We start from the raw sequence: 23324 nt of genomic DNA on the forward strand, positions 1-23324 counted from the left end.
ATGTTGCTGATCCTGCACCCGAATATCGATGAATCCGGCGAGGAATACCGCAAGACGCACGAATACCTGCGCGCGCTGCCGAACATCGAGGTGCGCACGCACGTCGTGCAGGGGCAGCAGCAGCGCCTGACCGAAGTCTATCTGCTCGGCGATACCGTCGCACTCGACCGTGACGAGATCGCGGCCCTGCCGGCGGTCGAACGCGTGCTGCGCATTTCGGAGGAGTACCGGGTGCTCGGGCGCCACAAGGACGAAAGGCGTCTGGCCGGCTTCGATTACAACGGCGTGACCTTCTCCCAGGACAACCTGAACGTGATGGCCGGGCTGTGCGCGGTCGACAACCCCGCCAACGTGGAGACGATGCTGCGCGCACTGCGTGACCGCGGGCAGGTGTGCACGCGCATGGGAGCCTACAAGCCGCGCACGAACCCGTACTCGTTCCAGGGTCACGGTGCCGCCTGCCTGCCGTGGGTGTTCGAACTCGCGGGCAAGTACGGCATCCGCGTGATCGCGATGGAAGTCACGCACGAGAGCCATATCGAGGAAATCGACAACACCCTCGAGAGGCTCGGACGACCAACCGGCGTGATGCTGCAGATTGGCACCCGCAATACCCAGAACTTCGAGCTGCTGAAAGCGATCGGACGCCAGCACACCTACCCGGCGCTGCTGAAGCGCGGCTTCGGCATCTCGCTGAACGAATCGCTGAACGCGGCGGAATACCTGGCGACCGAAGGCAACACCCGGGTGATCTTCTGCCTGCGCGGCATGAAGACCGAAGCCGGGGCACCGCATCGCAACATGGTCGATTTCGCCCACGTCCCGGTGGTGAAGCGGCTGACGCGCATGCCGGTCTGCATCGACCCCTCGCACTCGGTCGGCTCGCGCGAGGCAGCGCCGGACCACATCCTCGACGTGGTGCACGCCACCGCGCAGGGCGTGGTCGCGGGAGCCAACCTGGTGCTGGTCGATTTCCACCCGCAGCCGCACCAGGCGCTGGTCGACGGTCCGCAGGCCCTGTTGCTCGAGGAACTGCCGCGTTTCCTCGACGACGTGGCGTTGTGCCGTGAAACCTACCTGCGCCGCCAGCGGCTCTGGGCAGCGCCTGCATGCTGATCTACGGCCACCGCGGCGCACGCGGTGAAGCCCCGGAGAACACCCTGGCGGGCTTCCGGCGCGCGATCGATGTCGGCGTCACCCGCGTGGAACTCGATCTGCGCCTGTCGCGCGACGGTGAACTGGTGGTGATCCACGACGAGAGTCTGAGCCGCACGACCGGCGCACGCGGGCTCGTCGAACACCTGTCGGTCGCGGAATTGATGCGCCTCGATGCGCGTCACGGCGGACCCGACTGGCCGGACCCGCAACCGGTGCCGACCATCGCTCGCGTGCTGGAGGAATTCCCGGAACTCGAACACCTGCAGCTCGAGATCAAGCCGGTTGCAGCGCCCGAGCGTACCCGGATGGTGGACCGCCTGGTCGCGCTGTTTCGCGACTTCGACCTCCAGCAGCGCGCCACCGTGACCTCCTTCGACCGCGAGTTGCTGCTTGCCCTGCGTGACAACGCACCGCAAGTCCCGATCGGGCTGGTCAGCGACCGCAGCCGACCCGAACCGCTCGGGCTGGCGCAGGCGCTGGGCGCCGGGCTGCTGGTCCTGCACTGGAAACTCTGCGTGGAAAAACGCCTGCGTGCGGCGCACGCACTCGGCATGCAGGTGTCGGCGTGGACGGTCAACGACGAAGCGCGTGTGCGCCAGTTGTACCAGCTCGGCGTGGACAGCGTCGTGACCGACTACCCGGCACGGATCGCCGCGTTCGTGCGTGCCTTGACGGAAGCGTCGGTTCAGCGCTCTTCGTGAGTCGCGTCGTAATACGCCGCAGCCGGCCCGGAGCGCCTGCCCTCCTCCTTGCTGCTGTCCTTGCTGTCGCATTTGCTGCTGTCGCCACCGCAAACAGGACAGTCGGCCCCGCTCATCGCACCGATGCCACCGCAACTGCCCTTGATCGGCTTGCGTCCAGCCATCACGCCGATCGCCATCGCCAGTGCCATCAGCAGGAAGAATCCGACCGAGAACAGGATCGTGCTCATCTGCGCTCTCCGGCATCGTGATCGACATAGGCCTCGAACGCCGTGCTGTGCCGCGCCGTGAAGCCACCGTTCGAGCGTACCACGAGGTACACGGCCAGGTGCTGCCGTTCGGCCAGCGCCAGCCCCTTGTCCGGACCGAGCACGTCGATGGCCGTCGCGAACGCATCGGCACTCATGCAGTCGTTCGCGATCACCGTCACCGACGCCAGTCCGTGCGTGATCGGCCGTGCCGTCGCCGGGTCGATGGTATGCGAGTAGCGCTTGCCGTCGATCTCGAAATAGTTGCGGTAGTCACCCGAGGTCGCCACCGACCCGTTTCGCAGCGCCACTGCCGCGATCGGCGCACCATGCTCCAGCGCCGGCGTCTCGATGCCTATGCGCCACGCCTGGCCTTGCGGGTTATGGCCCGCCGTGCGCACCTCGCCGCCCACCTCGACCAGGTAGTCCGTGACGCCTTGCCCCTGCAGCCACAGCGCCGCACGATCGACCCCATAGCCCTTCGCGATTGCAGACAGATCGATGCGGCGTTCGGCGTACTTGATCAGCGCCGGCTCGTCGAGTCGGACGCCGAGCTCCTTCGAGCCGATGTTGCGGGCAGCAGTCGCGAGTTCCTCGTCGCTCGGCACGCGCAGCTCTCCCCGGGAACCGGCGCCGAACCCCCACAAGTCGACCAACGGTCCGACCGTGACGTCGAAGGCCCCGTCGCTCAGCGCATGCACCTCGAGCGCCTTCGCAACCACTTCGGCGGTTGCGCCCGACACCGGCACCCACTCCCCGGGTGGCGCGCGGTTGAAGCGCGACAGTTCCGAATCGGCCCGGTAGGTCGACATCTGGCGGTCGACTTCGCCAAGTGCAGCCGCAACCCCGTCGGCCACTGCATGGCGATCGAGCGGGGCGGGCGGGGCCACGACGGTTACATGGAAGGTGGTCCCCATGACCGGACCTTCGAAGCGCCACACCTCGGGATCGGGGGTACAGGCGTGCAGCAGAAAAATGAACGGGAGCAGCCAGGCTGCTCCCGTTCGATACGATCGACGCCGGCGGCGCTCAGCCGCCGAAATCGTCCAGCAGGATGTTGTCGCGCTCGACACCGAGATCCTCCAGCATCCTGATCACGGCCGCGTTCATCATCGGCGGCCCGCACATGTAGTACTCGCAATCCTCCGGCGCCGGGTGATCCTTCAGGTACTCGTCGTAGAGCACCTGGTGGATGAAGCCCTTCAGCCCGGTCCAGTCGTCCTCGGGTTGCGGATCGGACAGCGCGACGTGCCAGCTGAAGTTCGGATTGCTCGCGGCGAGCCCGTCGAAATCCTCGACATAGAACATCTCGCGCAGGCTGCGCGCGCCGTACCAGAAGGAGATCTTGCGCTTGCTGTGCAGACGCTTCATCTGGTCGAAGATGTGCGAACGCATCGGCGCCATGCCGGCACCTCCGCCGATGAACACCATCTCGGCCTGCGTGTCCTTCGCGAAGAATTCGCCGAACGGACCGAACACGCGCATCCTGTCACCGGGCTTCAGGTTGAACACGTACGACGACATCTTGCCGGGGGCAATTCCCTTCGAGCCCGGGGGTGGCGTGGCGATGCGGATGTTGAACTTGAGCAGACCCTTCTCGTCCGGGTAGTTCGCCATCGAATAGGCACGGACCACGGTTTCCTCTACCGTCGAGCTCAGGTCGAAGAACTTGAAGCGCTCCCAGTCGCCACGGTATTCCGGGGCAATCGCGAAGTCCCGGTAGTGCGCCGTGTGCGCAGGCGCCTCGAGCTGCACATAACCACCGGCGCGGAAATCGACGCTCTCGCCTTCCGGCAGCTTCAGCACCAGCTCCTTGATGAACGTCGCGACGTTGTCGTTCGATACCACCTCGCAGTCCCACTGCTTCACGCCGAAGAATTCGGGCTCGACGTGGATCTTCAGGTTCTGCCTGACCGCGACCTGGCAGGCCAGACGCCAGCTGTCGCGCAACTGCCCGCGCGTGAGGTGATCGGCCTCGACCGGCAGGAAGCTTCCTCCCCCATCGACCACCTGGCAACGGCACTGGCCACAGGTTCCGCCGCCGCCGCAGGCCGAAGACAGGAAGATCCCGGAGTTGGCGAGCGTCTGCAGCAGCTTGCCGCCGGCCTCGACGGTCACTGCGCGCGAGGGATCGTCGTTGATTTCGATCGTGATGTCGTCGGTGCTCACCAGCTTCGAGCGTGCCAGCAGGATGAGCACGGCCAGTGCCATCACGATGGCCGTGAACATTCCCACGCCCCACAGAATCGTTCCCATGTCTACCATCATCGATGTTCCCGGTTTGCTGGCTTCAGAGCGAAATACCGCCGAACGACATGAACCCGAGCGACATCAGGCCCACCGTGATGAACGTGATGCCGAGCCCCTGGAGTCCTTCTGGCACGTCGCTGTACTTCAGCTTCTCACGCACTCCCGCCAGCGCGGTGATCGCCAGCGCCCAGCCGAGCCCCGAACCGAAACCGTAGACCACACTTTCGCCGAACATGTAATCGCGCTCGACCATGAACAGCGAGCCGGCCATGATCACGCAGTTCACCGTGATCAGCGGCAGGAACACCCCGAGTGCCTGGTACAGCGCGGGCATGTAGCGGTCGAGGAACATCTCGAGGATCTGCACGATCGCCGCGATCACGCCGATGTAGCTCAGGAACCCGAGAAAGCTCAGATCCAGTTCCGGGAAGCCTGCCCATGCCAGCGCGCCTTCACGCAGCAGGTAATGGAAGATCAGGTTGTTCGCCGGCACGGTGATCGCCTGCACCACCACCACCGCGACGCCGAGCTGGAACGCGGTTTCGACCTTCTTCGAGATTGCGATGAAGCTGCACATGCCGAGGAAGAACGCGAGTGCCATGTTCTCGATGAACACGGAGCGGATCAGCAAGGCCAGATAGTGTTCCATCACGCAATCTCCTGTGCCCGGGTCTGCGGGGCGATACGGTACGCGGGCGCCTCGACCTGGTGCCTCTTCCAGGTACGCAACAGCCAGATGAACATGCCGATGATGAAGAACGCACTCGGCGGCAGCAGCAGCAGACCGTTGGCCTGGTACCAGCCGCCGTTGTTGACCGTCTGCAGCACCGGAACCCCGAACAGCGACCCGCTGCCGAGCAACTCGCGCACCGTGCCCACTGCCATCAGCATCGCGCTGTAGCCAAGGCCATTACCGATGCCGTCGACGAAGCTCGGGATCGGCGGATTCTGCATCGCGAACGCTTCGGCACGCCCCATCACGATACAGTTGGTGATGATCAGGCCGACGAATACCGACAACTGCTTCGAGATCGAGTAGGCCACTGCCTGCAGGATCTGGTCGACCACGATCACCAGCGAGGAAATCACGATCATCTGCACGATCATGCGGATGCTCGACGGCGTGTGGTTGCGCAGCAACGAGATCAGCAGGTTGGAGAACGCAGTGACCAGCGTCAGCGCGATCGACATCACGAATGCCGTCTTCAGGCTGGAAGTCACCGCGAGCGCCGAGCAGATCCCGAGGATCTGCACCGCGATCGGGTTGTTGTTGAAGACCGGCGTTACCAGAATTTCCTTCAGCTTCGACATCAGGCCTGCCCTCCGCGAATCCTGCCCAGATACGGACCGAAACCGTGCTCACCGAGCCAGAAATGCAGCATGTTCTGCACGCCCTGGCTGGTCAGCGTGGCGCCCGAGAGACCATCGACCTTGTGCAGCGCGTCGGGAGCAGAGGTATCGACCGTGCCCTTGACCACCGAGATATCGACCTGCCCGTTCCCGTCGTAGACCTGCTTGCCCGGCCACAGCGCCTTCCATTTCGGGTTGTCCACCTCGCCGCCGAGGCCCGGGGTTTCCTTCTGATCGTAATAGCCGAGCCCGACCACCGTGCTCGCATCGCCCTCGAGCACCAGGAAGCCGTACAGCGTGCTCCACAGGCCGTAGCCGCGGATCGGCAACACGATCTTCTTCAGTTGCCCGTCCTCCTCGAGCAGGTAGACCTGGGCGAAATTCTCGCGGCGCTTGATGCTCGCGATGTCCTCGTCGGCCGGCAGCGCCTCGGAGAGCTTCGTGTCCTTGGCGGCTTTGATCTGGTCGTAGCGCTGCGGGTCGAGCTCGGGGCGTGCGGCGATCTCCTGCTCGTCGAGGTACTTGCCGCTGTCGAGATCGACCATGCGCACCTGGAAACGCTCGAACAGCGCATCGATCTCCGCAGCGCCGGCAACGCCGGCGGGCAGCATGCCCGCCGCCGACAGGATGTTCTTCTTGCGGTCGAGCTGCTTGTTTGCCGTCTGCACCGGCTTCAGCGAGACCGCAGAACCCGCGACGATCACCGAACAGATGATGCACAGCACGAAAGCGACCAGCAGGGTTCCGCCGATGGTTTCCTTCTTAGCCGTTGACATGGCGTGCCAGCCTCCGCTTGATGTTCGCGCGCATCACGATGTTGTCGATCAGCGGTGCAAAGATGTTGGCGAACAGGATCGCGAGCATCATCCCTTCCGGGTAGGCGGGGTTCACCACGCGGATCAGCATGACCATCACACCGATCAGGATGCCGAATGCAAGCTTGCCGGTATCGGTCATCGCGGCCGAGACCGGGTCGGTTGCCATGAACACGGTACCGAAGGCCCAGCCGCCGAGCACGAAGTGCCAGTAGAACGGAACGCTGAACATCGGGTTGGTGTCCGACCCGACCGCGTTGAAGAGCAACGCGAGCGCAACCGTGCCGACGGTGACGCCGAGCATGATCCGCCACGAGGCGATCCCGGTCCACAACAGGATCACGGCGCCGATCAGGATCGCCAGCGTCGAGACTTCGCCGATACTGCCGGCCTTCTGGCCGATGAAGGCCTGCAGCCACGTCATGTGTGCGGTGATCGCCTCGACGCCACCGGCTGCTCCCAGCGAGAGCGCCGTGGCTCCGCTGAAGCCGTCGACCGCAAGCGTGGTGGCACCGCTGGCAACCTCGACCGCGGACCAGTCGAACGCGGTCCACACGCTGTCGCCGGACATCTGCGCCGGGTAGGCAAAGAACAGGAATGCGCGTCCGGCCAGCGCAGGGTTCAGGAAGTTCTTGCCGGTACCGCCGAACACCTCCTTGCCGATCACGACGCCGAAGCTGATCCCGAGTGCAACCTGCCACAGCGGAATATCCGGTGGCAGGATCAGCGCGAACAGGATCGAGGTCACGAAGAAGCCCTCGTTGACCTCATGACCACGCACCGACGCAAACAGGATTTCCCACGCGATCCCGACGACGAAGGTCACGGCATAGATCGGCAGGAAATAGCAGGCCCCCTGCCACAGGCAGTCCCAGATGCTGTTCGGATCGTAACCGGCGGCCAGCCCGATCAGCCAACCGTGCCAGCCGGCCTTGTGTGCGATCCCCATGGCCTCCATTGCCATGTTGGCCTGGTAGCCGACGTTGTACATCCCGTAGAACATCGCCGGGAACGCGGCCAGCCAGACCGTGATCATGACCCGCTTGAGATCGATTCCGTCGCGCACGTGTGCATGCGCGCGCGTGACGCTGCCCGGCGAGAACAGGAAGGTGTCGATCGCTTCGTACAGCGGATAGAACGCGTGATAGCGCCCGTCCTCGCGGAAATACGGTTCGATGGAGTCGAGCATTCGTCGCAGCGCTTTCATTTCAGGCCTCCGCTTCGATGCGCGTCAGATTGTCCCGCAGGATGGGACCGAATTCGTACTTGCCCGGACACACGTAGCTGCACAGCGCAAGATCCTCCTCGTCGAGCTCGAGCGCGCCGAGCTTCGCCGAAGTTTCGACATCGCCGATCACCAGCGACTTCAGCAACGGCGTGGCCAGGATGTCGAGCGGCATGACCTTCTCGTAGGCTCCGATCGGCACGATCGCGCGCGGACTGCCGTTGGTCGAGGTGTCCATCGCGAAACGCCTGGAGCCGAACAGCCGCGACAGATAGATCCCCATCACCGAGTGCCGGTCGGTGCCGGGCGACAGCCAACCCATGAAACGGCGTTCGCGTCCTTCGGGAAGCACACTGACCTGGGTGTGGTAGCGGCCCAGGAAGGCCAGCGCCCCGCTGGCACGGCGCCCGCCGAGCACGCTGCCGCTGACGATACGCTGCTCGCCCGGCAACAATTGGCCTGCACACAGCTCGTCGGCGCTGGCCCCGAGCACGGTGCGCAGCAGTCGCGGCTGCTGCACTCCCGGTCCGGCGAGCGCGACCACCCGTTCGCTGCTCAGTCGACCCGTGGTGAACAGGCGCCCGATTGCTGCGACGTCCTGGCAGCCGATCGTCCATACCGTCTTCTGCTCGTGCACCGGATCGAGGAAATGGATGTGCGTGCCCGCAAGCCCAGCGGGATGTGGCCCGGCAAACTCCTCGTGCACCACGCGCGGCCCCTCTGCGCGCGGCGTGGCAGCTCCTGCACGGCCGACCACATAGACCTTGCCGTCGGTCAACGCCCCCAGCACCTGCACGCCGTAACCGAAGTCCTGCGCCTGCCCGCCAAGCGCCACCAGCGGATCGGCCGCCAGGGGATGCGTGTCGATCACGCTGACGAAGATCGCGTGCGGCACACTGGCCGGCGCGGGCACCTTGCTGTACGGGCGAGTTCGCAGCGCGGTCCATAGCCCGCTTGCGGTGAGGTTGTCACGCACCTGCTCGCGGCTCAGCGCACCGAGCCGCGCAGCCTCGTAACGGGTGAACTCGCGCTCCGCATCGCCGTCGACGTCGATCACCACCGACAGCAGCACGCGCTTCACGCCGCGGTTGATCGCCGTTACCGTCCCGGCCACCGGGGCCGTGAAGTGCACACCTTCGGTCTTGCGATCCGAGAACAGCACCTGCCCCTTGGCGACGCGATCACCGACCTGTACCGCCATGGTCGGCTTCAGCCCGTGGTAATCGGGACCGAGCAGCGCAACACTGCGCACCCGCGGCCCGTCGTGCACGCGCTGTTCCGGTTGCCCGCTGATAGGCAAATCGAGTCCTCGACGAATCGATATCATGCTTTTCCCGCCAGATCGTGATCAGGAAACAGCCCCCGCATCCCGGCGAGGGCGGAAGGGTCGGATCTCAGTCGTTGCGCGGCCAGTGCCACGCGACGCTCGCAGTCTCCGGATAGCTCGCGTAATGCACGCCGGCAACCTGCTCGAGTACCCGGTACACCTGGCAGGCGTAACCGAACTCGTTGTCGTACCACAGATACAGGATCGCGCTGTTGCCGTGCACGATCGTCGCCTCGGCGTCATGGATGCACGCGGCACGCGAGCCGACGAAGTCCGAGGAAACCACTTCGGGCGATGCCGTGAAGTCGATCTGGCGGCTCAGCGGTGAATGGAGCGACGCCCAGCGCATGAACTCGTTGACTTCCTCGACCGTGGTCGGGCGCGCCAGCGTGAGATGCAGGATCGCCATCGAGACGTTCGGCACCGGCACGCGGATCGCGTTGCCGGTGAGCTTGCCCGCCATCGACGGCAACACCTTTGCGACCGCGCTCGCGGCACCGGTTTCGGTGAGCACCATGTTCAGTGCGGCGCTGCGCCCGCGACGGTTCTTCTTGTGGAAGTTGTCGATCAGGTTCTGGTCGTTGGTGTACGCGTGGACGGTCTCCACGTGCCCGGAGACGACGCCGAACTGCTCGTCCATCGCCTTCAGCGCCGGCACGATCGCATTCGTCGTGCACGATGCAGCCGTGATGATGCGGTCTTCCGGGCTGATCTGGTCGTGGTTCACGCCGTAGACGATGTTCTTCAGCGCACCCTTGCCCGGCGCGGTCAGGATCACCTTCGCCACGCCCTTGGCCTGCAGATGACGTGACAGCGCCTCTTCGTCGCGCCACTTGCCGGTGTTGTCGATCACGATCGCGTCGTTGATGCCGTACGCGGTGTAATCCACGTTCTCCGGCGCGTCGGCGTAGATCAGCTTGATCTCGTTGCCGTTGGCAATGAACGAATTGCGGTCCTCATCGACGCGAATCGTCCCCTTGAACGAACCGTGGACCGAATCGCGCCGCAGCAGCGCCGCCCGCTTGACCAGATCGTCGTCGCTCGAACGGCGCACCACGACCGCGCGCAGGCGCAATACGTCGCCACCACCGGTCTTCTCGATCAGCAACCGTGCCATCAGGCGCCCGATGCGCCCGAAGCCATACAGCACGACGTCGCGCGGGCTATCGAGCGGCTTCACGGTACTGCCGATCAGCCCGTACAGTTCCTTGCGCAGGAACGCTTCGGCCGTGACTCCGGTCTCGCGCGGACCGGCCATGTACGCCATCGTGAGATGACCGACATCGACCTGGCCGGCGCCGAGTTTCAGCCTGCCGAGCGCTTCGATCAGCGGCCAGGTCTCGAACTCGGACAACTCGTTCTGCTCCACCTGGCGCGCGAAGCGGTGGATCTTCATGATCTCCAGCACCGACTTCGAAACCAGCGAACGTCCGTAGATGAAGACCTTGAGGCTGCGTTCGCGATAGAGCCTGCCGACGATCGGGATCATCGCTTCGGCGAGCGCCTCGCGTTGTTTCCAGTCGCTGAAATAATCTGCTGGTTTGGGTCGCTTGCGCGTGGTCATGCGAAGGCCTCGCTCTGTACAAACAAAAGACGGGGCCCCGACCTGTTGCCGGCCTTCTATACCCCTTTGATGACGGCGTATTATGGGCGGCCCTCGCAGGTGTCGCAACCGCAATGCCCGCGCCACCTTCTGTTTGATTGTCGCAGATCATCATGTCGTCATCGTTGCCGCTTCCCGCACTGCCCCGCACCGGCGAACGCCTGCGCTGGGGCGGACTCGTCCCCGGTGCGGACGCGCTCGCCCTGGGCGCACTCGCTCGCGCCCACAGCGGTACCGTGGTGGTGGTCAGCGCGAGCGGTGCCGCAGCCGAGCGGATTGCAGACGAGACTGGCTTCTTCCTCGGCGCGCACGCCCGTGAGGTGCTGCGCCTGCCCGACTGGGAAACCCTGCCCTACGACCGATTCTCACCGCATCAGGACCTGGTTTCGGACCGGTTGCGGACACTGTCACGCCTGGCGCGCGGTGAGCCGGTGCTGCTGATCGTGCCGGTGGCAACGTTGCTGCAGCGCATTGCACCGGTAGCGCACGTCAGCGCCGCGACGCTGGCGCTGGTGCCAGGTCAGCGCATGCTTATCGGGGCGCTGCGCGAGACGCTGCTCGCCGCCGGTTACAACCTGCGGGACAACGTGTACGAGCACGGCGAATTCGCCGTCCGCGGAGCGATCGTCGATCTGTTCCCGATGGGACAGGATGACCCGGTGCGGATCGAGTTCTTCGACGACGAGATCGAGACGCTGCGCAGCTTCGACCCCGACTCGCAACGCTCACTGGCTCCCTTGGAGCGCCTTGCGCTGCTGCCGGGGCGCGAGCACCCGTTCGATGCCGTCGCAATCGAGGATTTTCGCCGCCGCTGGCACACGCGCTTCGACAACGATCATCGCAACTGCCCCGATTACCAGGACGTGATACGCGGCGTCGCTCCCGGTGGCATCGAGTATTTTCTGCCCCTGTTCTTCGACGCCTGTGCAACGCTGTTCGACTACCTGCCGGCAGCCAGCCTGGTGTGTGTCGAGGAAGGCGTGCGCGAGGAGATCGAGCGTACCTGGCAGGCGATCGAGGAGCGCTACCACAGCCTGGCCGGCGATGTGACGCGCCCCCTGCTCGCACCGGCAGAGATCTGCCTGCGCCCGGACGAGGTGTTCGCCGGGTTGAAACCCTTCGCACGCATCGATTTCGGGCCTGCACCGCCACCCGAGCGCGCCGGGGCCCACGACTTCGGCACGCGCGAGCCACCGCCAGCCGACGAGCGGCGCGAGCGCGACGCCATCGCACGCATCGCGGCGCTCACGGCCACGGCGGGATATCGGAGACGGCTGTTCTGCGCCGAATCCGCCGGACGACGTGAAGTGCTGGGCGAACTGCTGACGCGCGCCGGAATCAAGGCGCCCGTCGTGTCCGGCTGGGACGAGTTTGCCGCCGACGAGATGCCGCTCGCGCTGACGATCGCGCCGCTTGCCGACAGCTTCGGGCTCGCGGAGCCGCCCTGGCTGCTGATTGCCGAATCGGCGCTGTTCGGCAGGCGCGTGATGCAACGACGCCGGCGCAATCGCAGCACCGAAGGCTGGGACAGCGCCATTCGCGATCTCTCCGAACTGGCACCCGGAGCGTCGGTGGTGCACCTCGAACACGGCGTCGGGCGCTACCTCGGGCTGCAGACGCTGGAGGTGGCAGGCGAGCGCGGCGAGTTCCTCTGCATCGAGTACGCCGAGCAGGCGAAGCTGTTCGTGCCGGTGACCTCTCTCGGGCTGGTAAGCCGCTACACGGGGATCGACAGCGAGACGGTACCGCTGCACCGTCTCGGCAGCGATCAGTGGGCTCGTGCACGCCGCAAGGCACAGGAAAGGATCCGCGACGTGGCCGCCGAGCTGCTCGAGATCCATGCACGGCGCGAGGCCCGTCCCGGCCACGCATTCCCGCATCCCGCAGCGGCTTACGAGGCGTTCGCCGCCACATTTCCGTTCGAGGAGACGCCCGACCAGCAGGCCGCGATCGAGGCAGTCATCGCCGACCTGTGCGCACCACGCGCGATGGATCGCCTGGTGTGCGGCGACGTCGGTTTCGGCAAGACGGAAGTCGCCATGCGCGCGGCCTTCGTCGCCGTGCACGCCGGTCGCCAGGTCGCGGTGCTGGTGCCGACCACCCTTCTCGCCCAGCAGCACTTCGATACTTTCAGCGACCGCTTCGCAGACATCCCGGTGACCATCGAATCGCTGTCGCGCTTTCGCTCGGCCAAGGAGCAGAAGGAGGTGCTTGCACGCGTCGCCGCAGGTCGCGTCGACATCCTGATCGGCACCCACACGCTGCTCGGCACCGACCTGCGCTACCACGACCTCGGGCTGCTGGTGATCGACGAGGAGCACCGCTTCGGCGTGCGCCAGAAGGACCAACTGAAGGCCCTGCGCGCCAGCGTCGACATCCTCACGCTGACCGCCACGCCGATCCCGCGCACACTGAACATGGCGATGGCCGGGCTGCGCGACCTCTCGATCATCGGCACGCCGCCGGCACGCCGGCTCGCCGTGAAGACCTTCGTGCAGCGCCACGACGATTCGCTGGTTCGCGATGCGCTGGAGCGCGAGCTGCGCCGCGGCGGCCAGGTATTCCTGTTGCACAACGACGTCAAGACGATCGAGCGGCGCGCCGGAGAAATCGCCCGGCTGATCCCCGGTGCCCGCGTCGCGGTCGCCCACGGACAGATGCGTGAACGCGACCTCGAACGCGTGATGTCGGATTTCTATCACAAGCGCTTCGATGTGCTGTGCTGCACCACGATCATCGAGACCGGCATCGATATCCCGAGCGCGAACACGATCGTGATCGAGCGGGCCGACCGCTTCGGACTCGCGCAGTTGCACCAGTTGCGCGGACGCGTGGGGCGCTCGCACCACCAGGCCTACGCATTCCTGCTCACGCCGGAGGAACGCGCGATGACCGCGGATGCGCTGAAGCGACTCGATGCGATCGCGGCCACCGATTCGCTCGGCGCCGGGTTCCAGCTCGCCACGCACGACCTCGAGATCCGCGGGGCCGGAGAACTGCTCGGCGAGGAGCAAAGCGGCCAGATCCAGGCGATCGGCTACTCGCTGTACATGGATTTGCTGGAGCGCGCCGTCGCGGCGATGCGCGCTGGGCGCGACGTGGAGCCGGAGCTCGCCGCGCGTCCTGCGCTCGAGATCAACCTGCGCGTGCCTGCATTGATTCCCGACGACTACCTTCCCGACGTGCACAATCGCCTGATCCTGTACAAGCGCATCGGATCGGCGACCGCCGAGGAAGAGCTGCACCGCCTGGAAGTCGAGATGATCGACCGCTTCGGCCTGATTCCTCCGCAGACGCGCACCTTGCTGCGCATCGCGCGTCTGCGCGTGATGGCCGAGCCGCTCGGCATCGCGCGCATCGAGGCCACCGCGAGCGGCGGGCTGCTCGAGTTCGGAAGCAGCACACGGGTCGATCCGTTGACGATCGTCGATCTGGTGCAGCACGATCCACGCCGGTACCGCCTCGACGGCGGCACGCGGCTGCGCTTCAACGAGCAGACCACCGACGCCGAGGCGCGCATCGTCTGCGTCGAACGACTGGTGGCGCGCCTCGCCAGCCCTGCCCCGCACGCGCCGGTGCAGGCTGCACAGGCCGCCAGGCATGCAAGGAGACCGACCCGGTGATAGCTCGACGAGTCCTGACACTGCTCGGCGCCCTGCTGCTCGCGACACTCGCCCCGACAGCAGGCGCGCAACCGCCTGCACCCGCCCCGGATATCACATCGTCGGCACCGGCACACAGCGAAGCCGTCGCGCTGCCCGCATGGATGCAGATCGAGGTGCTCGTCTTCCGCCAGCTCGACACCAGCAGCGCCGGCAACGAACGCTGGGCGGACGATCCCGCGCTTTCCTACCCTGAACCATTGCGCCGGCTGGACGACCCGGCAACGGCAACGCAACCCGGACTGCAACCGGTCGACCCATCGGCAGGCAGTGAACCGGTTGCGTTCCGCCAGCTCGATGCCTCGCAGCAGGTGCTGGCCGACGCGGCAGCACGCATCGCGGCCTCGGCGCAGTACCGCCTGCTGGCCCATCTGGCATGGCGCCAACCGGCAGCCGACGGATCAACCACGCACCTGCTCGTCACCGCAGGTGCGGTGCATGGCGATCATCACGAGCTCGAAGGCAGCATGACGATCAGGAATGCCGATGTGCCGGACGTATCGTTCAACCTGTGGCTGAACGATTTCACGACAGCGGCAACCGGCACGACGGCGGCGCATACCGGAGTCGCACTGCCCTCGATTCCGCAGACCATCCCCAGCGAAGAACCATCCGCCGAAGAAGCAACGCTACTGCCCGCAGAGCCGGAGCAGGAATCGGAACCGGAGCCGGAGCCGGAGCCGGAGCCGGAGCCCGAACCGGAGATCACGGTGGAGCCTGTGCGAGCCGCACGCAGCGTGGTGCTGCAGGCGACTCGCCGGCTCGTGCCGGAGCAACTGCACTACATCGACCATCCGTTGTTCGGCGTACTGATCACCGCCGTCCCGTTCGACCCTGCTGCCCCAGCAGCCACACCGGCGGAGCCCTCCGTTTCAGCAGGCGACGCCCAGTAGCGCGAGTTGCGCGAGCACGCGCATTGCCTGCTCCAGGCACAGCGCAGACTGTTCGCGCACACGCTCCATCGTGATCGGCTCGTCAGAGCATCCCGCCGCACGGTTCACCACCATCGCGAGCATCGCATAACCGAGTCCCAGCTCGCGGGCAAGCACGGCCTCGGGCATGGCGGTCATCCCGACCAGATCACAACCGTCGCGTCGCAGGCGTTCGATCTCCGCCGCCGTTTCCAGGCGAGGCCCCTGCGTACAGCCATAGACACCGCCCGGCTGCATGCACACGCCGGCTGCGCTGCCTGCTGCAAGCAGCAACTCGCGCATGGCGACATCGAACGGTTCACTGCACTCGACATGATCCAGCGGCAGCAGCACACCGTCGTGGAAGCTGCCTTCGCGACCCCAGGTGTAGTCGATGATCTGCTGCGGAATCCACAGCGTGCCGGGCCTGGCGGCAGCGGCAATTCCGCCGACCGTGTTCAGCGCGACCACATGCGTTGCACCCAGATCGGCGAGCGCACGCAGGTTCGCCCGATAGTTGATCCGGTGCGGTGCGATCGTGTGCGGTTCGCCGTGACGCGCGAGATACAGCGCCGGCATCCCGTGCAGTGCGCCGGCGTGTACAGGTGCCGACGGTTCACCCCACGGCGTATGCTGCATCCGCGACTCGCACACGGCGAAACCGTCGGGCAACGTGGCAGCACTGCCGCCGATGAATGCGACGCAGCGAATGCGGTGCATGTACGACCGTCCTCCTGCGCGCCACGAGGCACGCCTTTGCGAGGCTGGACAGCATAGTCGAAAGTGGTATGTTGGGCCTGCACGCAGACAACAACGAAGAGGCCTCTCATGAAGACGATAAAACCGGTCGTCGGCAACTGGTACCAGGATACCGGACAAGGCAGCATCTTCGAGGTCGTCGCGTACGACGAGGACGAACAGACCGTCGAGATCCAGCACCTCGACGGCGAAATCGAGGAATACGACCTCGACACCTGGGCTGAACTGACGATCACTGCAATCGCTCCGCCCGAGGACTGGCGCAGCGGTTTCGAACTGGCACAGGAAGACGCCGAGGATCCGGACGAACCCATGCATCCGGAGGACTGGTCCGGCGCGCTGAACCAGATCGAACCGGACGAAATCGGAGTCGAGGACGACTGGGTCGAATGATTGCCGGCGCAATGCCGTAGCGCCCGCTCGCAGATGAAGGTCGCCGACATGAAGGTCGCTTGCGGTTGCAGCCACCCGCACACTGTGCTTACATACAGTGAATTCATGCAGCCAGGACGCGACCATGCCCCAGTTGACCGATCGTCAACGCCAGGTCCTCGAGTTGATACGACGCTACATCGACGCTACGGGCTACCCGCCGACGCGTGCCGACATTGCACGCGAGCTTGGTTTCCGTTCAGCCAATGCCGCCGAGGAGCATCTGCGCGCGCTGGCACGCAAGGGTGCGATCGAAATGACGGCCGGCGCTTCGCGCGGCATTCGCCTCAGCGGGGAGAGCGGCATTCCGGTGGTCGGTCGCGTCGCGGCCGGCAGCCCGTTGCTGGCCGCCGAGCATATCGAACGCCATCTGCAGATTCCGCCTCGCACCTTTTCTCCGCCAGCCGACTACTTCCTGCGCGTCTGCGGCATGAGCATGCGTGATGCGGGAATCCTCGACGGCGACCTGCTCGCCGTTCACCGCAGCGCCGAGGCGCGCGACGGGCAGATCGTCGTTGCGCGCATCGACGACGAGGTCACCGTGAAACGACTGCGACGCACACGCGACCGCCATGTGGTGGAGCTGCTGCCGGAGAACCCCGACTTCGAACCGATTCGCGTCGATCTGAGCAATCGCGAATTCGCACTCGAAGGCATCGCTGTCGGCGTCCTGCGCGTATAGCCCGGTTTTCAGATGCCGTCGCAACAGTCCTTCGGGCATTGACATGACCGGCGCGTGACAACGCCTTCGCATCGGGGGGCTTGTGCCGCAGAGACCTCAATGCAGGATTCGGGCGGAGTCGTCGCGCGGCCCCACGAACTCGAAATCCGATTCGTCTCCGGAGAGTTCCGCTGCGGCACGCATGCCGGCCTCGACCATCGCCTTCGCAACGTGCAGGCCGGCTCCGCCCAGATACGCAGCCGATTCTGCAGAGAACCGGATATGCACCAACGGTTCTCCATCGCCGCCCGGTTGCCTGAGCACGAACTCGCCCTGCGCGACTTCGACGAACTCCAGAACGGCTGTCAACGGCATTCCCCGCACCCGCATTCCAGGTGACAGTCTAGCGCATCAATCATCCTTGCTGACGACCCATTTGCCGTCACGATGGTACGCGCGCCAGCCGGTCGGCTTGCCGTCGACCTCGCTCGTCACGTACTGGCGACGCATCTTGCGGCTGTAACGCACCTGCACCGGATTGCCCGCATCGTCGCGCGCCGGCGCATCGAGCAGGTAGGCGTGTTTCGGGTCGATCTGATCGCGCACCGAACGCAGCTCCTCGACCAGCGGCGCGCGTGTCTCGCGGTTCTTCGGAAAGCGGCTCGCTGCCAGGAACAGTCCCGAAGCACCGTCACGCAACACGTAGAAATCGTCGACCTTCGCGCACCTCAGGTGCGGCATCGGGACCGGCGGCATCCTCGGCGGTGCCGCCTGGCCGTTGCGCAGCAGCTTGCGCGTGTTGTTGCAGCCGCTCGCGGTGCAGCCGAAGTACTTGCCGAAGCGTCCCGTCTTCAACTGCATGTCCGCTCCGCACTTGTCGCACGGAATCACCGGGCCCTCGTAGCCCTTCAGCTTGAAACGCCCGCTCTCGATCTCGTAGCCCGGGCAGTCCGGATTGTTGCCGCACACGTGCAGCTTGCGCGTGGCATCGACGAGGTAACTGTCCATCGCCGTGCCGCAGCGCGCGCAGCGATGCCGCGTACGCAGTACGCGCGATTCGGCCTCCTCATCCTCATCCCCCTCGTCGTGGACCACTTCGTCGCCGTGCACCAGGTTGATCGTTTCCTTGCAACGCTCGGCAGGAGGCAGCGCATAGCCCGAACAGCCGAGAAACACCCCGGTGCTGCCGGTGCGGATCTGCATCGGACGACCGCATGCCGGGCAGGCAATCGAAGTCCCGACCGGCTCGTTGCCACGCATGCCACCAGCAGCGCCCTTGGCGGCTTCGATGCGAGTGGAAAAATCCGCGTAGAAATCGTCGAGCACCTTGATCCAGTCGCGTTCGCCCGAGGCAATCTGGTCGAGGAACTCTTCCATGTTGGCAGTGAAGCCGTAGTCCATCAGGTTGGTGAACTTCTCCGCCAGGCGGTCGGTGACGATGTCGCCGAGCTTCTCCGCGTAGAAGCGCCGGCTCTCGACCCGAGCGTATCCCCTCTCCTGGATCGTCGAGATGATCGACGCGTAGGTCGAAGGCCTGCCGATTCCGCGCTTCTCGAGTTCGCGTACCAGCGTGGCCTCCGTATAGCGCGCTGGCGCCTTCGTGAAGTGCTGGCTCGGCAACAGTTGCAGAAGACGCAGTTCTTCATCGACCTTGACGTCGGGCAGCTCCACGTCCTCGTCCTTGCGCCCCGCGAGCGGCAGCACGCGCAGGAAACCATCGAAGCGCAGGATCCGTCCGCGCGCACGCAGTTCGAAATCGCCTGCTGCCACATCGAGCGTGGTCCCCAGGAACTCTGCTGGCACCATCTGGCAGGCGACGAACTGTCGCCACACCAGCTCGTAGAGCCGCACCGCATCGCGCTCCATACCGCTCAGCGCATCCGGTTCGAGCCGTACGTCCGAAGGGCGGATTGCCTCGTGAGCCTCCTGCGCGCCGGATTTGCTCGCGTACACGTTCGGGCGCTCCGGCAGATAGCGCGGACCGTGTTCACCGACGATGAAATCACGGCACGCGGCGACTGCCTCGGCACTGAGGTTCGTCGAATCGGTACGCATGTACGTGATGAAGCCGGCTTCATAGAGCCGCTGCGCCAGCGTCATCGTCTTCTTCACGCTGAACCCGAGACGGGTGCTTGCGGCCTGCTGCAGCGTCGACGTGATGAATGGTGGCGAGGAGCGTGTGCGCGCCGGCTTGTCCTCGCGCGCCTTGACCACGTAGCGGGCCTGCTGCAATGCCGCAATCGCCCGCTCGGCCTGCGCACGATTGCCTGGACGGAAATTGTGCTCACCTTCGCGCCGCACCTCGAGACGCAGCGAGGCACCGGCAGCGGTGCTCGTCTCGGCGTGAACCTCCCAGTATTCCTCGGGCACGAAGGCACGGATCTCGCGCTCGCGATCGACCAGCAGGCGTACCGCCACCGATTGCACCCGTCCGGCCGACAGTCCGCGCGCGACCTTTTCCCACAGCAGCGGCGACAGCATGTAGCCGACGACCCGGTCCAGGAAGCGTCGTGCCTGCTGGGCATTCACACGATCGATGTCGATCTGCGCAGGACGCTCGAAGGCTTCCCGGATCGCAGAGCGCGTGATTTCGTTGAATACCACGCGGCGATACTTCTGCGGGTCGCCGCCGATCGCTTCGCGCAGATGCCACGCGATTGCTTCCCCCTCCCGGTCGAGGTCGGTAGCAAGGTAGATCGCGTCTGCGGCACTCGCAGCCTTGCGCAGCTCGGCAACGACCTTCTCCTTGCCGGGCAGGATCTGGTAATCGGCACGCCATCCCCCTGCAGGATCGACGCCCATGCGCTTCACGAGTTGCTCACGCGCCTTGTCTGCGCGGTGCTGCAGCTTTTCCTTCTCGGACATCTTGCGCGTGGCCGCGGCGCTGCGCGCACGCTGCGCGGCGTCGGCAGCAGACGCGGAACCGCTGACCGGCAAGTCGCGGATATGCCCGATGCTCGACTTCACGACGAAGTCGCGTCCCAGGTACTTGTTGATGGTCTTCGCCTTCGCAGGCGACTCCACGATGACCAGCGCCTTGCCCATGATCGTGTCGGATTTCCAGGGTATCTGATAGAGGGGGGTATCGAACGAGGCGCCATATATACGGGCTGCCCCCCGGCAGGGTCAAGCACCACCACGCCGGGGCGCTCAGGCTTCAGCCCTGCGTGCCAAGCGCCTCGCGCAGCCCTCGCAACGCGGTCCCGATACGCTCGACGTCGGCCTCGCAGCCCTTTTCGTCCCAGCGAACGAGCAGTCCATCCGCCCCGCTGCGCAAGGCGAAGGCACCTGCCGGCAAATCGTGCGGCAGGTGCCTTGCGAGCTCCTGCACACGGCAATCCACGGCCCCCCCGTGCCACCCGGCGCCTGCCGCTCGCTCCAGCACGAAGCTTCGCATGCGCACTTCACGCGCCTCGTCGAGGCGCCACGGCAACACATAGTCCGCATGACCCGCGCGCGCGCCGGCTGCATCCACCTGCACCCGCAAGCCCAGCGCCGTCGCACGCGCGCGCAATCGCGCCAGTTGCGCCTGTCTTGGCGATGGGCGCATCGCAACCACCGGTGCGATTGCGACCAGCAGGGTCAGGACGAGGATCGGCACGAAAAGCTTCACATGCATACACCCTGTGCAACGGCGTCGACGCCATTTGCGGCGCCGGCAAATTTTGGGCTATGGTAAATCAGGCTGTCCTGACCCGACCAATACCGGAGGATGAACGAGCGATGGGCGCGTACCGACACCTTCTTCTGGGGCTGGATCTCAGCAGTGAATCACACCAGGTCGTCGCACGTGCGGTGGCGATGCGTGATGCCTTCGGCTGCGAGCTCAGCGTGGTGCATGTCATCGAACCGCTCAGTTTTGCCTACGGCGGTGATATTCCGATGGACTTCTCCGGAATCCAGGAAGAGATCCACAAGCAGGCCCGCGTGCATCTCGCCCAGATCTGTGACCCGCTGAACATCCCGGAACGCAACCGTCACCTGGTGGTCGGGCGCGCAGAAACCGAAATCCATCACATCGCGGAAGAAGCCGGAGTCGACCTGATCGTGGTCGGCAGCCACGGTCGTCGCGGCCTCGCGCTGCTGATGGGTTCGACCGCCAACGGCGTGCTGCATGGTGCGAAGTGCGACGTGCTCGCGGTGCGTGTGAAGCCGACCGGGCGCTGACCTTGCAGCATCGATCGCGCGCAGTGGCAGTTCGCGCGATACGGCTCATCAGCTGGCTTCTCGCCGGTCTGTTGCTCGCGTCGACGTGGCGTGCAAGCGCCGCCGGGGAGACTTCGCTCGAGCGCCAGCGCGTCCTGTATCGCGACTCGCTGGCGGCGCTGCGTGCGGGCAATCGTCAGCCGTTCCTGCGCGCACGCCCCGACCTGCTCGATTACCCGCTTTACCCGTACCTCGAACTCGAGGATCTGCGCCGGCGCATTGCCTCATCGCCCACCACCGAAGTCGAAGCATTCCTGCAACGATACGCCGGCGAACTGCCTGCGCTGCGCCTGCGCGACGCCTGGTTGAGTGCGCTGGAGAGGCGCGGCGACTGGAACGGATTCCTGCGTCATTACGACGCCGGCAGTGCCGATCTGCCGCGGCGCTGCAACCACGCACTGGCGCTGCTGCGGACCGGGAACAGCGCTGCAGCCGACCAGGCTGCCGCCGCCTTGTGGGTAGCCCCACGATCACTGCCGGCCAACTGCGATCCCGTCTTTGCCGCGTGGATGCAGCGGGGCAACCCGCAGCCGGAACTGGCGTGGCAGCGCTTCGAGGCAGCAATGGCAGCCGGACAGATCCCGCTTGCACGCTACCTGCAGCGTTTTCTGCCGCCGTCTGCCCGCGCAGACGCAGAGCTTTTCCTGCAAGCTGCAGACAACCCTGCGCTTGCCACCGATGCGCGACGCTGGCGCCCACGCGAGACACGCCATGCGCAGATACTCGATTTCGCACTGACACGTCTCGCATCGCGCGACGTACGCACGGCACGCAGCACCCTGCAACAGGTGCTGCGCACCGACGGCGTCGACGCCACGCAGTTGCAGGGCGCTGCGAGCCGGGTCGCCAACGCACTGGCGGCAATCTCCGGGACCGAGGCACTGCACTGGATCATGGGACTGGACGCCGCTGCCCGCAGCGAGCGGCTGAGCGAGGATGCGGTGCGCTACGCGCTGCGCAGCGATGGCTGGGATTCGGTACTGGGCGCTCTCGATCTGCTGCCGGCCACGCTCGCGACGACGGAGCGCTGGCGGTACTGGGCAGCCCGCGCAGGCAGTGCACGCGGCGTGCAGACAGCACAGGCCGCGTGGCCGGCGCTGGCACAGACCCGCAGCTGGTACGGCTTTCTCGCCGCCGATCACCTCGGTCGCCCCTACGCGATGCAGCACCGCAGAGACGCCACCGATCAGACCCTGCTCGACGCCGTGCGCGCGCTTCCTGGCATCATGCGCGCACGGGAACTCTCGTACATCGGCGCCGGACTGGAATCACGCCGTGAATGGCTGCACACCACGCGCCGGCTCGACGCCCGGCAGCAGGTTGCCGCGGCGCACCTGGCTGCGCAGTGGGGCTGGCATCAGCTCGCCATCATGACGCTGGCAGCAGCACAGGAATGGAACGCGCTCGACCTGCGCTTTCCGATCGTGCACCGCAGCGATTTCGACGCTGCGGCGCGGCGCGAAAAGGTCGACGCAAGCTGGCTTTATGCGATCGCACGCCAGGAGAGTGCCCTCGACCCCGGTGTACGCTCGCCGGCGGGGGCGCTCGGCCTGATGCAGGTGATGCCTGCAACCGCGCAACTGACGGCACGGCAGGCGGGCATTCCCTATCGGGGCAGCAGCGATCTGCTCGACCCGGCACGCAATGTGCTGATCGGCAGCAGCTATATGCGCATGATGCTCGACCGCTTCGGACAGAACCGGGTCCTCGCTGCAGCCGCGTACAACGCCGGCCCGGGGCGGATCGGGCAATGGCTGCAGCGCCACCCCGCCGACGTCGAATACGATCGCTTCGTCGAAACCATTCCGTTTCGGGAAACGCGCCAGTACGTACAGAACGTGCTGAGCTTCGCCGTGATCTACGCGTACCTCGAAAATCGCCAGATACCGCTGGTACAGGCGCACGAGCGAGTGATCCACAACCCCTACGCCGGCGTCCGGCACTGAGCGTGCGCCAAACCGGCACGCGCAGCATGACTTCGTGCATGGAAATCGTACGTGAAGCATCGTGATAAGG

General features: G+C 65.6%; 21 protein-coding genes. 8 read left to right on the forward strand and 13 right to left on the reverse strand.

The features are described from left to right. Together H7A12_08565 and H7A12_08570 are read left to right on the forward strand one after the other, a co-directional pair. Window positions 1-1116 carry a 3-deoxy-7-phosphoheptulonate synthase gene (locus H7A12_08565; GenBank protein MCP5320862.1) on the forward strand — a complete coding sequence of 372 codons (1116 nt, stop codon included), beginning with the start codon at window positions 1-3 and terminating at the stop codon, window positions 1114-1116. Further along, a complete protein-coding gene (locus H7A12_08570) occupies window positions 1110-1859 on the forward strand; it encodes a glycerophosphodiester phosphodiesterase (GenBank protein ID MCP5320863.1) in 750 nt (249 codons plus the stop codon). The genes H7A12_08565 and H7A12_08570 overlap by 7 nt, the downstream gene beginning before the upstream one ends. Here H7A12_08570 and nqrM read toward each other — a convergent pair. The 9 genes from nqrM to H7A12_08615 all read right to left on the reverse strand — a co-directional run bounded on the left by nqrM (window position 1844) and on the right by H7A12_08615 (window position 10638). After that, on the reverse strand, window positions 1844-2089 hold the full coding sequence (nqrM, locus tag H7A12_08575; protein ID MCP5320864.1) for a (Na+)-NQR maturation NqrM: 246 nt from the start codon (window positions 2087-2089) through the stop codon (window positions 1844-1846). The two genes, H7A12_08570 and nqrM, sit on opposite strands and share 16 nt — an antisense overlap. Further along, complete coding sequence (locus H7A12_08580; GenBank protein MCP5320865.1) at window positions 2086-3150, reverse strand: FAD:protein FMN transferase; 1065 nt, start codon at window positions 3148-3150, stop codon at window positions 2086-2088. Before H7A12_08580 ends, nqrM begins: the two co-directional genes overlap by 4 nt. Then, window positions 3137-4372 carry an NADH:ubiquinone reductase (Na(+)-transporting) subunit F gene (gene nqrF / locus H7A12_08585; protein MCP5320866.1) on the reverse strand — a complete coding sequence of 412 codons (1236 nt, stop codon included), beginning with the start codon at window positions 4370-4372 and terminating at the stop codon, window positions 3137-3139. The genes H7A12_08580 and nqrF overlap by 14 nt, the downstream gene beginning before the upstream one ends. Window positions 4373-4397: 25 nt before the next feature. After that, window positions 4398-5006 carry an NADH:ubiquinone reductase (Na(+)-transporting) subunit E gene (nqrE, locus tag H7A12_08590; protein ID MCP5320867.1) on the reverse strand — a complete coding sequence of 203 codons (609 nt, stop codon included), beginning with the start codon at window positions 5004-5006 and terminating at the stop codon, window positions 4398-4400. Next, window positions 5006-5668, reverse strand: a complete 663-nt coding sequence (locus H7A12_08595) for an NADH:ubiquinone reductase (Na(+)-transporting) subunit D (protein MCP5320868.1) — start codon at window positions 5666-5668, stop codon at window positions 5006-5008. Before H7A12_08595 ends, nqrE begins: the two co-directional genes overlap by 1 nt. Continuing rightward, window positions 5668-6483, reverse strand: coding sequence for a Na(+)-translocating NADH-quinone reductase subunit C (locus H7A12_08600; protein ID MCP5320869.1), 816 nt, complete (start codon window positions 6481-6483; stop codon window positions 5668-5670). Before H7A12_08600 ends, H7A12_08595 begins: the two co-directional genes overlap by 1 nt. Next, a complete protein-coding gene (locus H7A12_08605) occupies window positions 6470-7729 on the reverse strand; it encodes an NADH:ubiquinone reductase (Na(+)-transporting) subunit B (protein ID MCP5320870.1) in 1260 nt (419 codons plus the stop codon). Before H7A12_08605 ends, H7A12_08600 begins: the two co-directional genes overlap by 14 nt. A 1-nt stretch (window position 7730) precedes the next feature. Beyond that, entirely contained in the window at window positions 7731-9074 is a 1344-nt protein-coding gene (locus H7A12_08610; GenBank protein MCP5320871.1) for a Na(+)-translocating NADH-quinone reductase subunit A, read from the reverse strand. A gap of 67 nt (window positions 9075-9141) precedes the next feature. After that, window positions 9142-10638, reverse strand: coding sequence for a glyceraldehyde-3-phosphate dehydrogenase (locus tag H7A12_08615; protein ID MCP5320872.1), 1497 nt, complete (start codon window positions 10636-10638; stop codon window positions 9142-9144). Window positions 10639-10790: 152 nt separating this feature from the next. Here H7A12_08615 and mfd point away from each other — a divergent pair, with 152 nt between their 5' ends. Further along, window positions 10791-14300: a transcription-repair coupling factor gene (mfd, locus tag H7A12_08620; protein MCP5320873.1), complete on the forward strand. Its 3510-nt coding sequence runs from the start codon at window positions 10791-10793 to the stop codon at window positions 14298-14300. Continuing rightward, window positions 14297-15232, forward strand: coding sequence for a hypothetical protein (locus H7A12_08625; GenBank protein ID MCP5320874.1), 936 nt, complete (start codon window positions 14297-14299; stop codon window positions 15230-15232). The genes mfd and H7A12_08625 overlap by 4 nt, the downstream gene beginning before the upstream one ends. Here the strand turns inward: H7A12_08625 and H7A12_08630 are convergent. After that, the gene (locus H7A12_08630; GenBank protein MCP5320875.1) at window positions 15212-15970 is read right to left on the reverse strand and encodes an S-methyl-5'-thioinosine phosphorylase; all 759 of its coding nucleotides are present in this window, start codon (window positions 15968-15970) and stop codon (window positions 15212-15214) included. The two genes, H7A12_08625 and H7A12_08630, sit on opposite strands and share 21 nt — an antisense overlap. Before the next feature lie 108 nt (window positions 15971-16078). Here H7A12_08630 and H7A12_08635 point away from each other — a divergent pair, with 108 nt between their 5' ends. Both H7A12_08635 and lexA read left to right on the forward strand, forming a co-directional pair. Continuing rightward, window positions 16079-16402, forward strand: coding sequence for a hypothetical protein (locus tag H7A12_08635; GenBank protein ID MCP5320876.1), 324 nt, complete (start codon window positions 16079-16081; stop codon window positions 16400-16402). A 124-nt stretch (window positions 16403-16526) separates the two neighbouring features. Further along, on the forward strand, window positions 16527-17123 hold the full coding sequence (lexA, locus tag H7A12_08640) for a transcriptional repressor LexA (GenBank protein MCP5320877.1): 597 nt from the start codon (window positions 16527-16529) through the stop codon (window positions 17121-17123). A gap of 96 nt (window positions 17124-17219) precedes the next feature. On the opposite strand, the gene H7A12_08645 is transcribed toward lexA, so the two are convergent. The 3 genes from H7A12_08645 to H7A12_08655 form a co-directional block, all read right to left on the reverse strand. Continuing rightward, window positions 17220-17471 carry a hypothetical protein gene (locus tag H7A12_08645; GenBank protein MCP5320878.1) on the reverse strand — a complete coding sequence of 84 codons (252 nt, stop codon included), beginning with the start codon at window positions 17469-17471 and terminating at the stop codon, window positions 17220-17222. 42 nt (window positions 17472-17513) lie between these two features. After that, complete coding sequence (gene topA, locus H7A12_08650; GenBank protein MCP5320879.1) at window positions 17514-20147, reverse strand: type I DNA topoisomerase; 2634 nt, start codon at window positions 20145-20147, stop codon at window positions 17514-17516. 112 nt (window positions 20148-20259) lie between these two features. Next, window positions 20260-20703 (reverse strand): hypothetical protein, encoded by a 444-nt coding sequence (locus H7A12_08655; protein ID MCP5320880.1) that lies wholly within the window; start codon window positions 20701-20703, stop codon window positions 20260-20262. A gap of 122 nt (window positions 20704-20825) precedes the next feature. Between H7A12_08655 and H7A12_08660 the strand changes: the two genes are divergently transcribed. Continuing rightward, window positions 20826-21269: a universal stress protein gene (locus H7A12_08660; protein ID MCP5320881.1), complete on the forward strand. Its 444-nt coding sequence runs from the start codon at window positions 20826-20828 to the stop codon at window positions 21267-21269. A gap of 23 nt (window positions 21270-21292) precedes the next feature. Beyond that, window positions 21293-23254: a transglycosylase SLT domain-containing protein gene (locus H7A12_08665; protein MCP5320882.1), complete on the forward strand. Its 1962-nt coding sequence runs from the start codon at window positions 21293-21295 to the stop codon at window positions 23252-23254. Window positions 23255-23324 lie beyond the last annotated feature (70 nt).

The organism is Pseudomonadales bacterium (assembly GCA_024234165.1).
GTDB lineage: Bacteria > Pseudomonadota > Gammaproteobacteria > Pseudomonadales > UBA5518 > UBA5518.

Bases quoted from the DNA above. Each gene is read 5' to 3' on its own strand.
- H7A12_08565 (MCP5320862.1), top strand. From the start codon at position 1: ATGTTGCTGATCCTGCACCCGAATATCGATGAATCCGGCGAGGAATAC.
- H7A12_08570 (MCP5320863.1), top strand. From the start codon at position 1,110: ATGCTGATCTACGGCCACCGCGGCGCACGCGGTGAAGCCCCGGAGAAC.
- nqrM (MCP5320864.1), bottom strand. From the start codon at position 2,089: ATGAGCACGATCCTGTTCTCGGTCGGATTCTTCCTGCTGATGGCACTG.
- nqrF (MCP5320866.1), bottom strand. From the start codon at position 4,372: ATGGTAGACATGGGAACGATTCTGTGGGGCGTGGGAATGTTCACGGCC.
- nqrE (MCP5320867.1), bottom strand. From the start codon at position 5,006: ATGGAACACTATCTGGCCTTGCTGATCCGCTCCGTGTTCATCGAGAAC.
- H7A12_08595 (MCP5320868.1), bottom strand. From the start codon at position 5,668: ATGTCGAAGCTGAAGGAAATTCTGGTAACGCCGGTCTTCAACAACAAC.
- H7A12_08600 (MCP5320869.1), bottom strand. From the start codon at position 6,483: ATGTCAACGGCTAAGAAGGAAACCATCGGCGGAACCCTGCTGGTCGCT.
- H7A12_08605 (MCP5320870.1), bottom strand. From the start codon at position 7,729: ATGAAAGCGCTGCGACGAATGCTCGACTCCATCGAACCGTATTTCCGC.
- H7A12_08610 (MCP5320871.1), bottom strand. From the start codon at position 9,074: ATGATATCGATTCGTCGAGGACTCGATTTGCCTATCAGCGGGCAACCG.
- H7A12_08615 (MCP5320872.1), bottom strand. From the start codon at position 10,638: ATGACCACGCGCAAGCGACCCAAACCAGCAGATTATTTCAGCGACTGG.
- mfd (MCP5320873.1), top strand. From the start codon at position 10,791: ATGTCGTCATCGTTGCCGCTTCCCGCACTGCCCCGCACCGGCGAACGC.
- H7A12_08630 (MCP5320875.1), bottom strand. From the start codon at position 15,970: ATGCACCGCATTCGCTGCGTCGCATTCATCGGCGGCAGTGCTGCCACG.
- H7A12_08635 (MCP5320876.1), top strand. From the start codon at position 16,079: ATGAAGACGATAAAACCGGTCGTCGGCAACTGGTACCAGGATACCGGA.
- lexA (MCP5320877.1), top strand. From the start codon at position 16,527: ATGCCCCAGTTGACCGATCGTCAACGCCAGGTCCTCGAGTTGATACGA.
- topA (MCP5320879.1), bottom strand. From the start codon at position 20,147: ATGGGCAAGGCGCTGGTCATCGTGGAGTCGCCTGCGAAGGCGAAGACC.
- H7A12_08660 (MCP5320881.1), top strand. From the start codon at position 20,826: ATGGGCGCGTACCGACACCTTCTTCTGGGGCTGGATCTCAGCAGTGAA.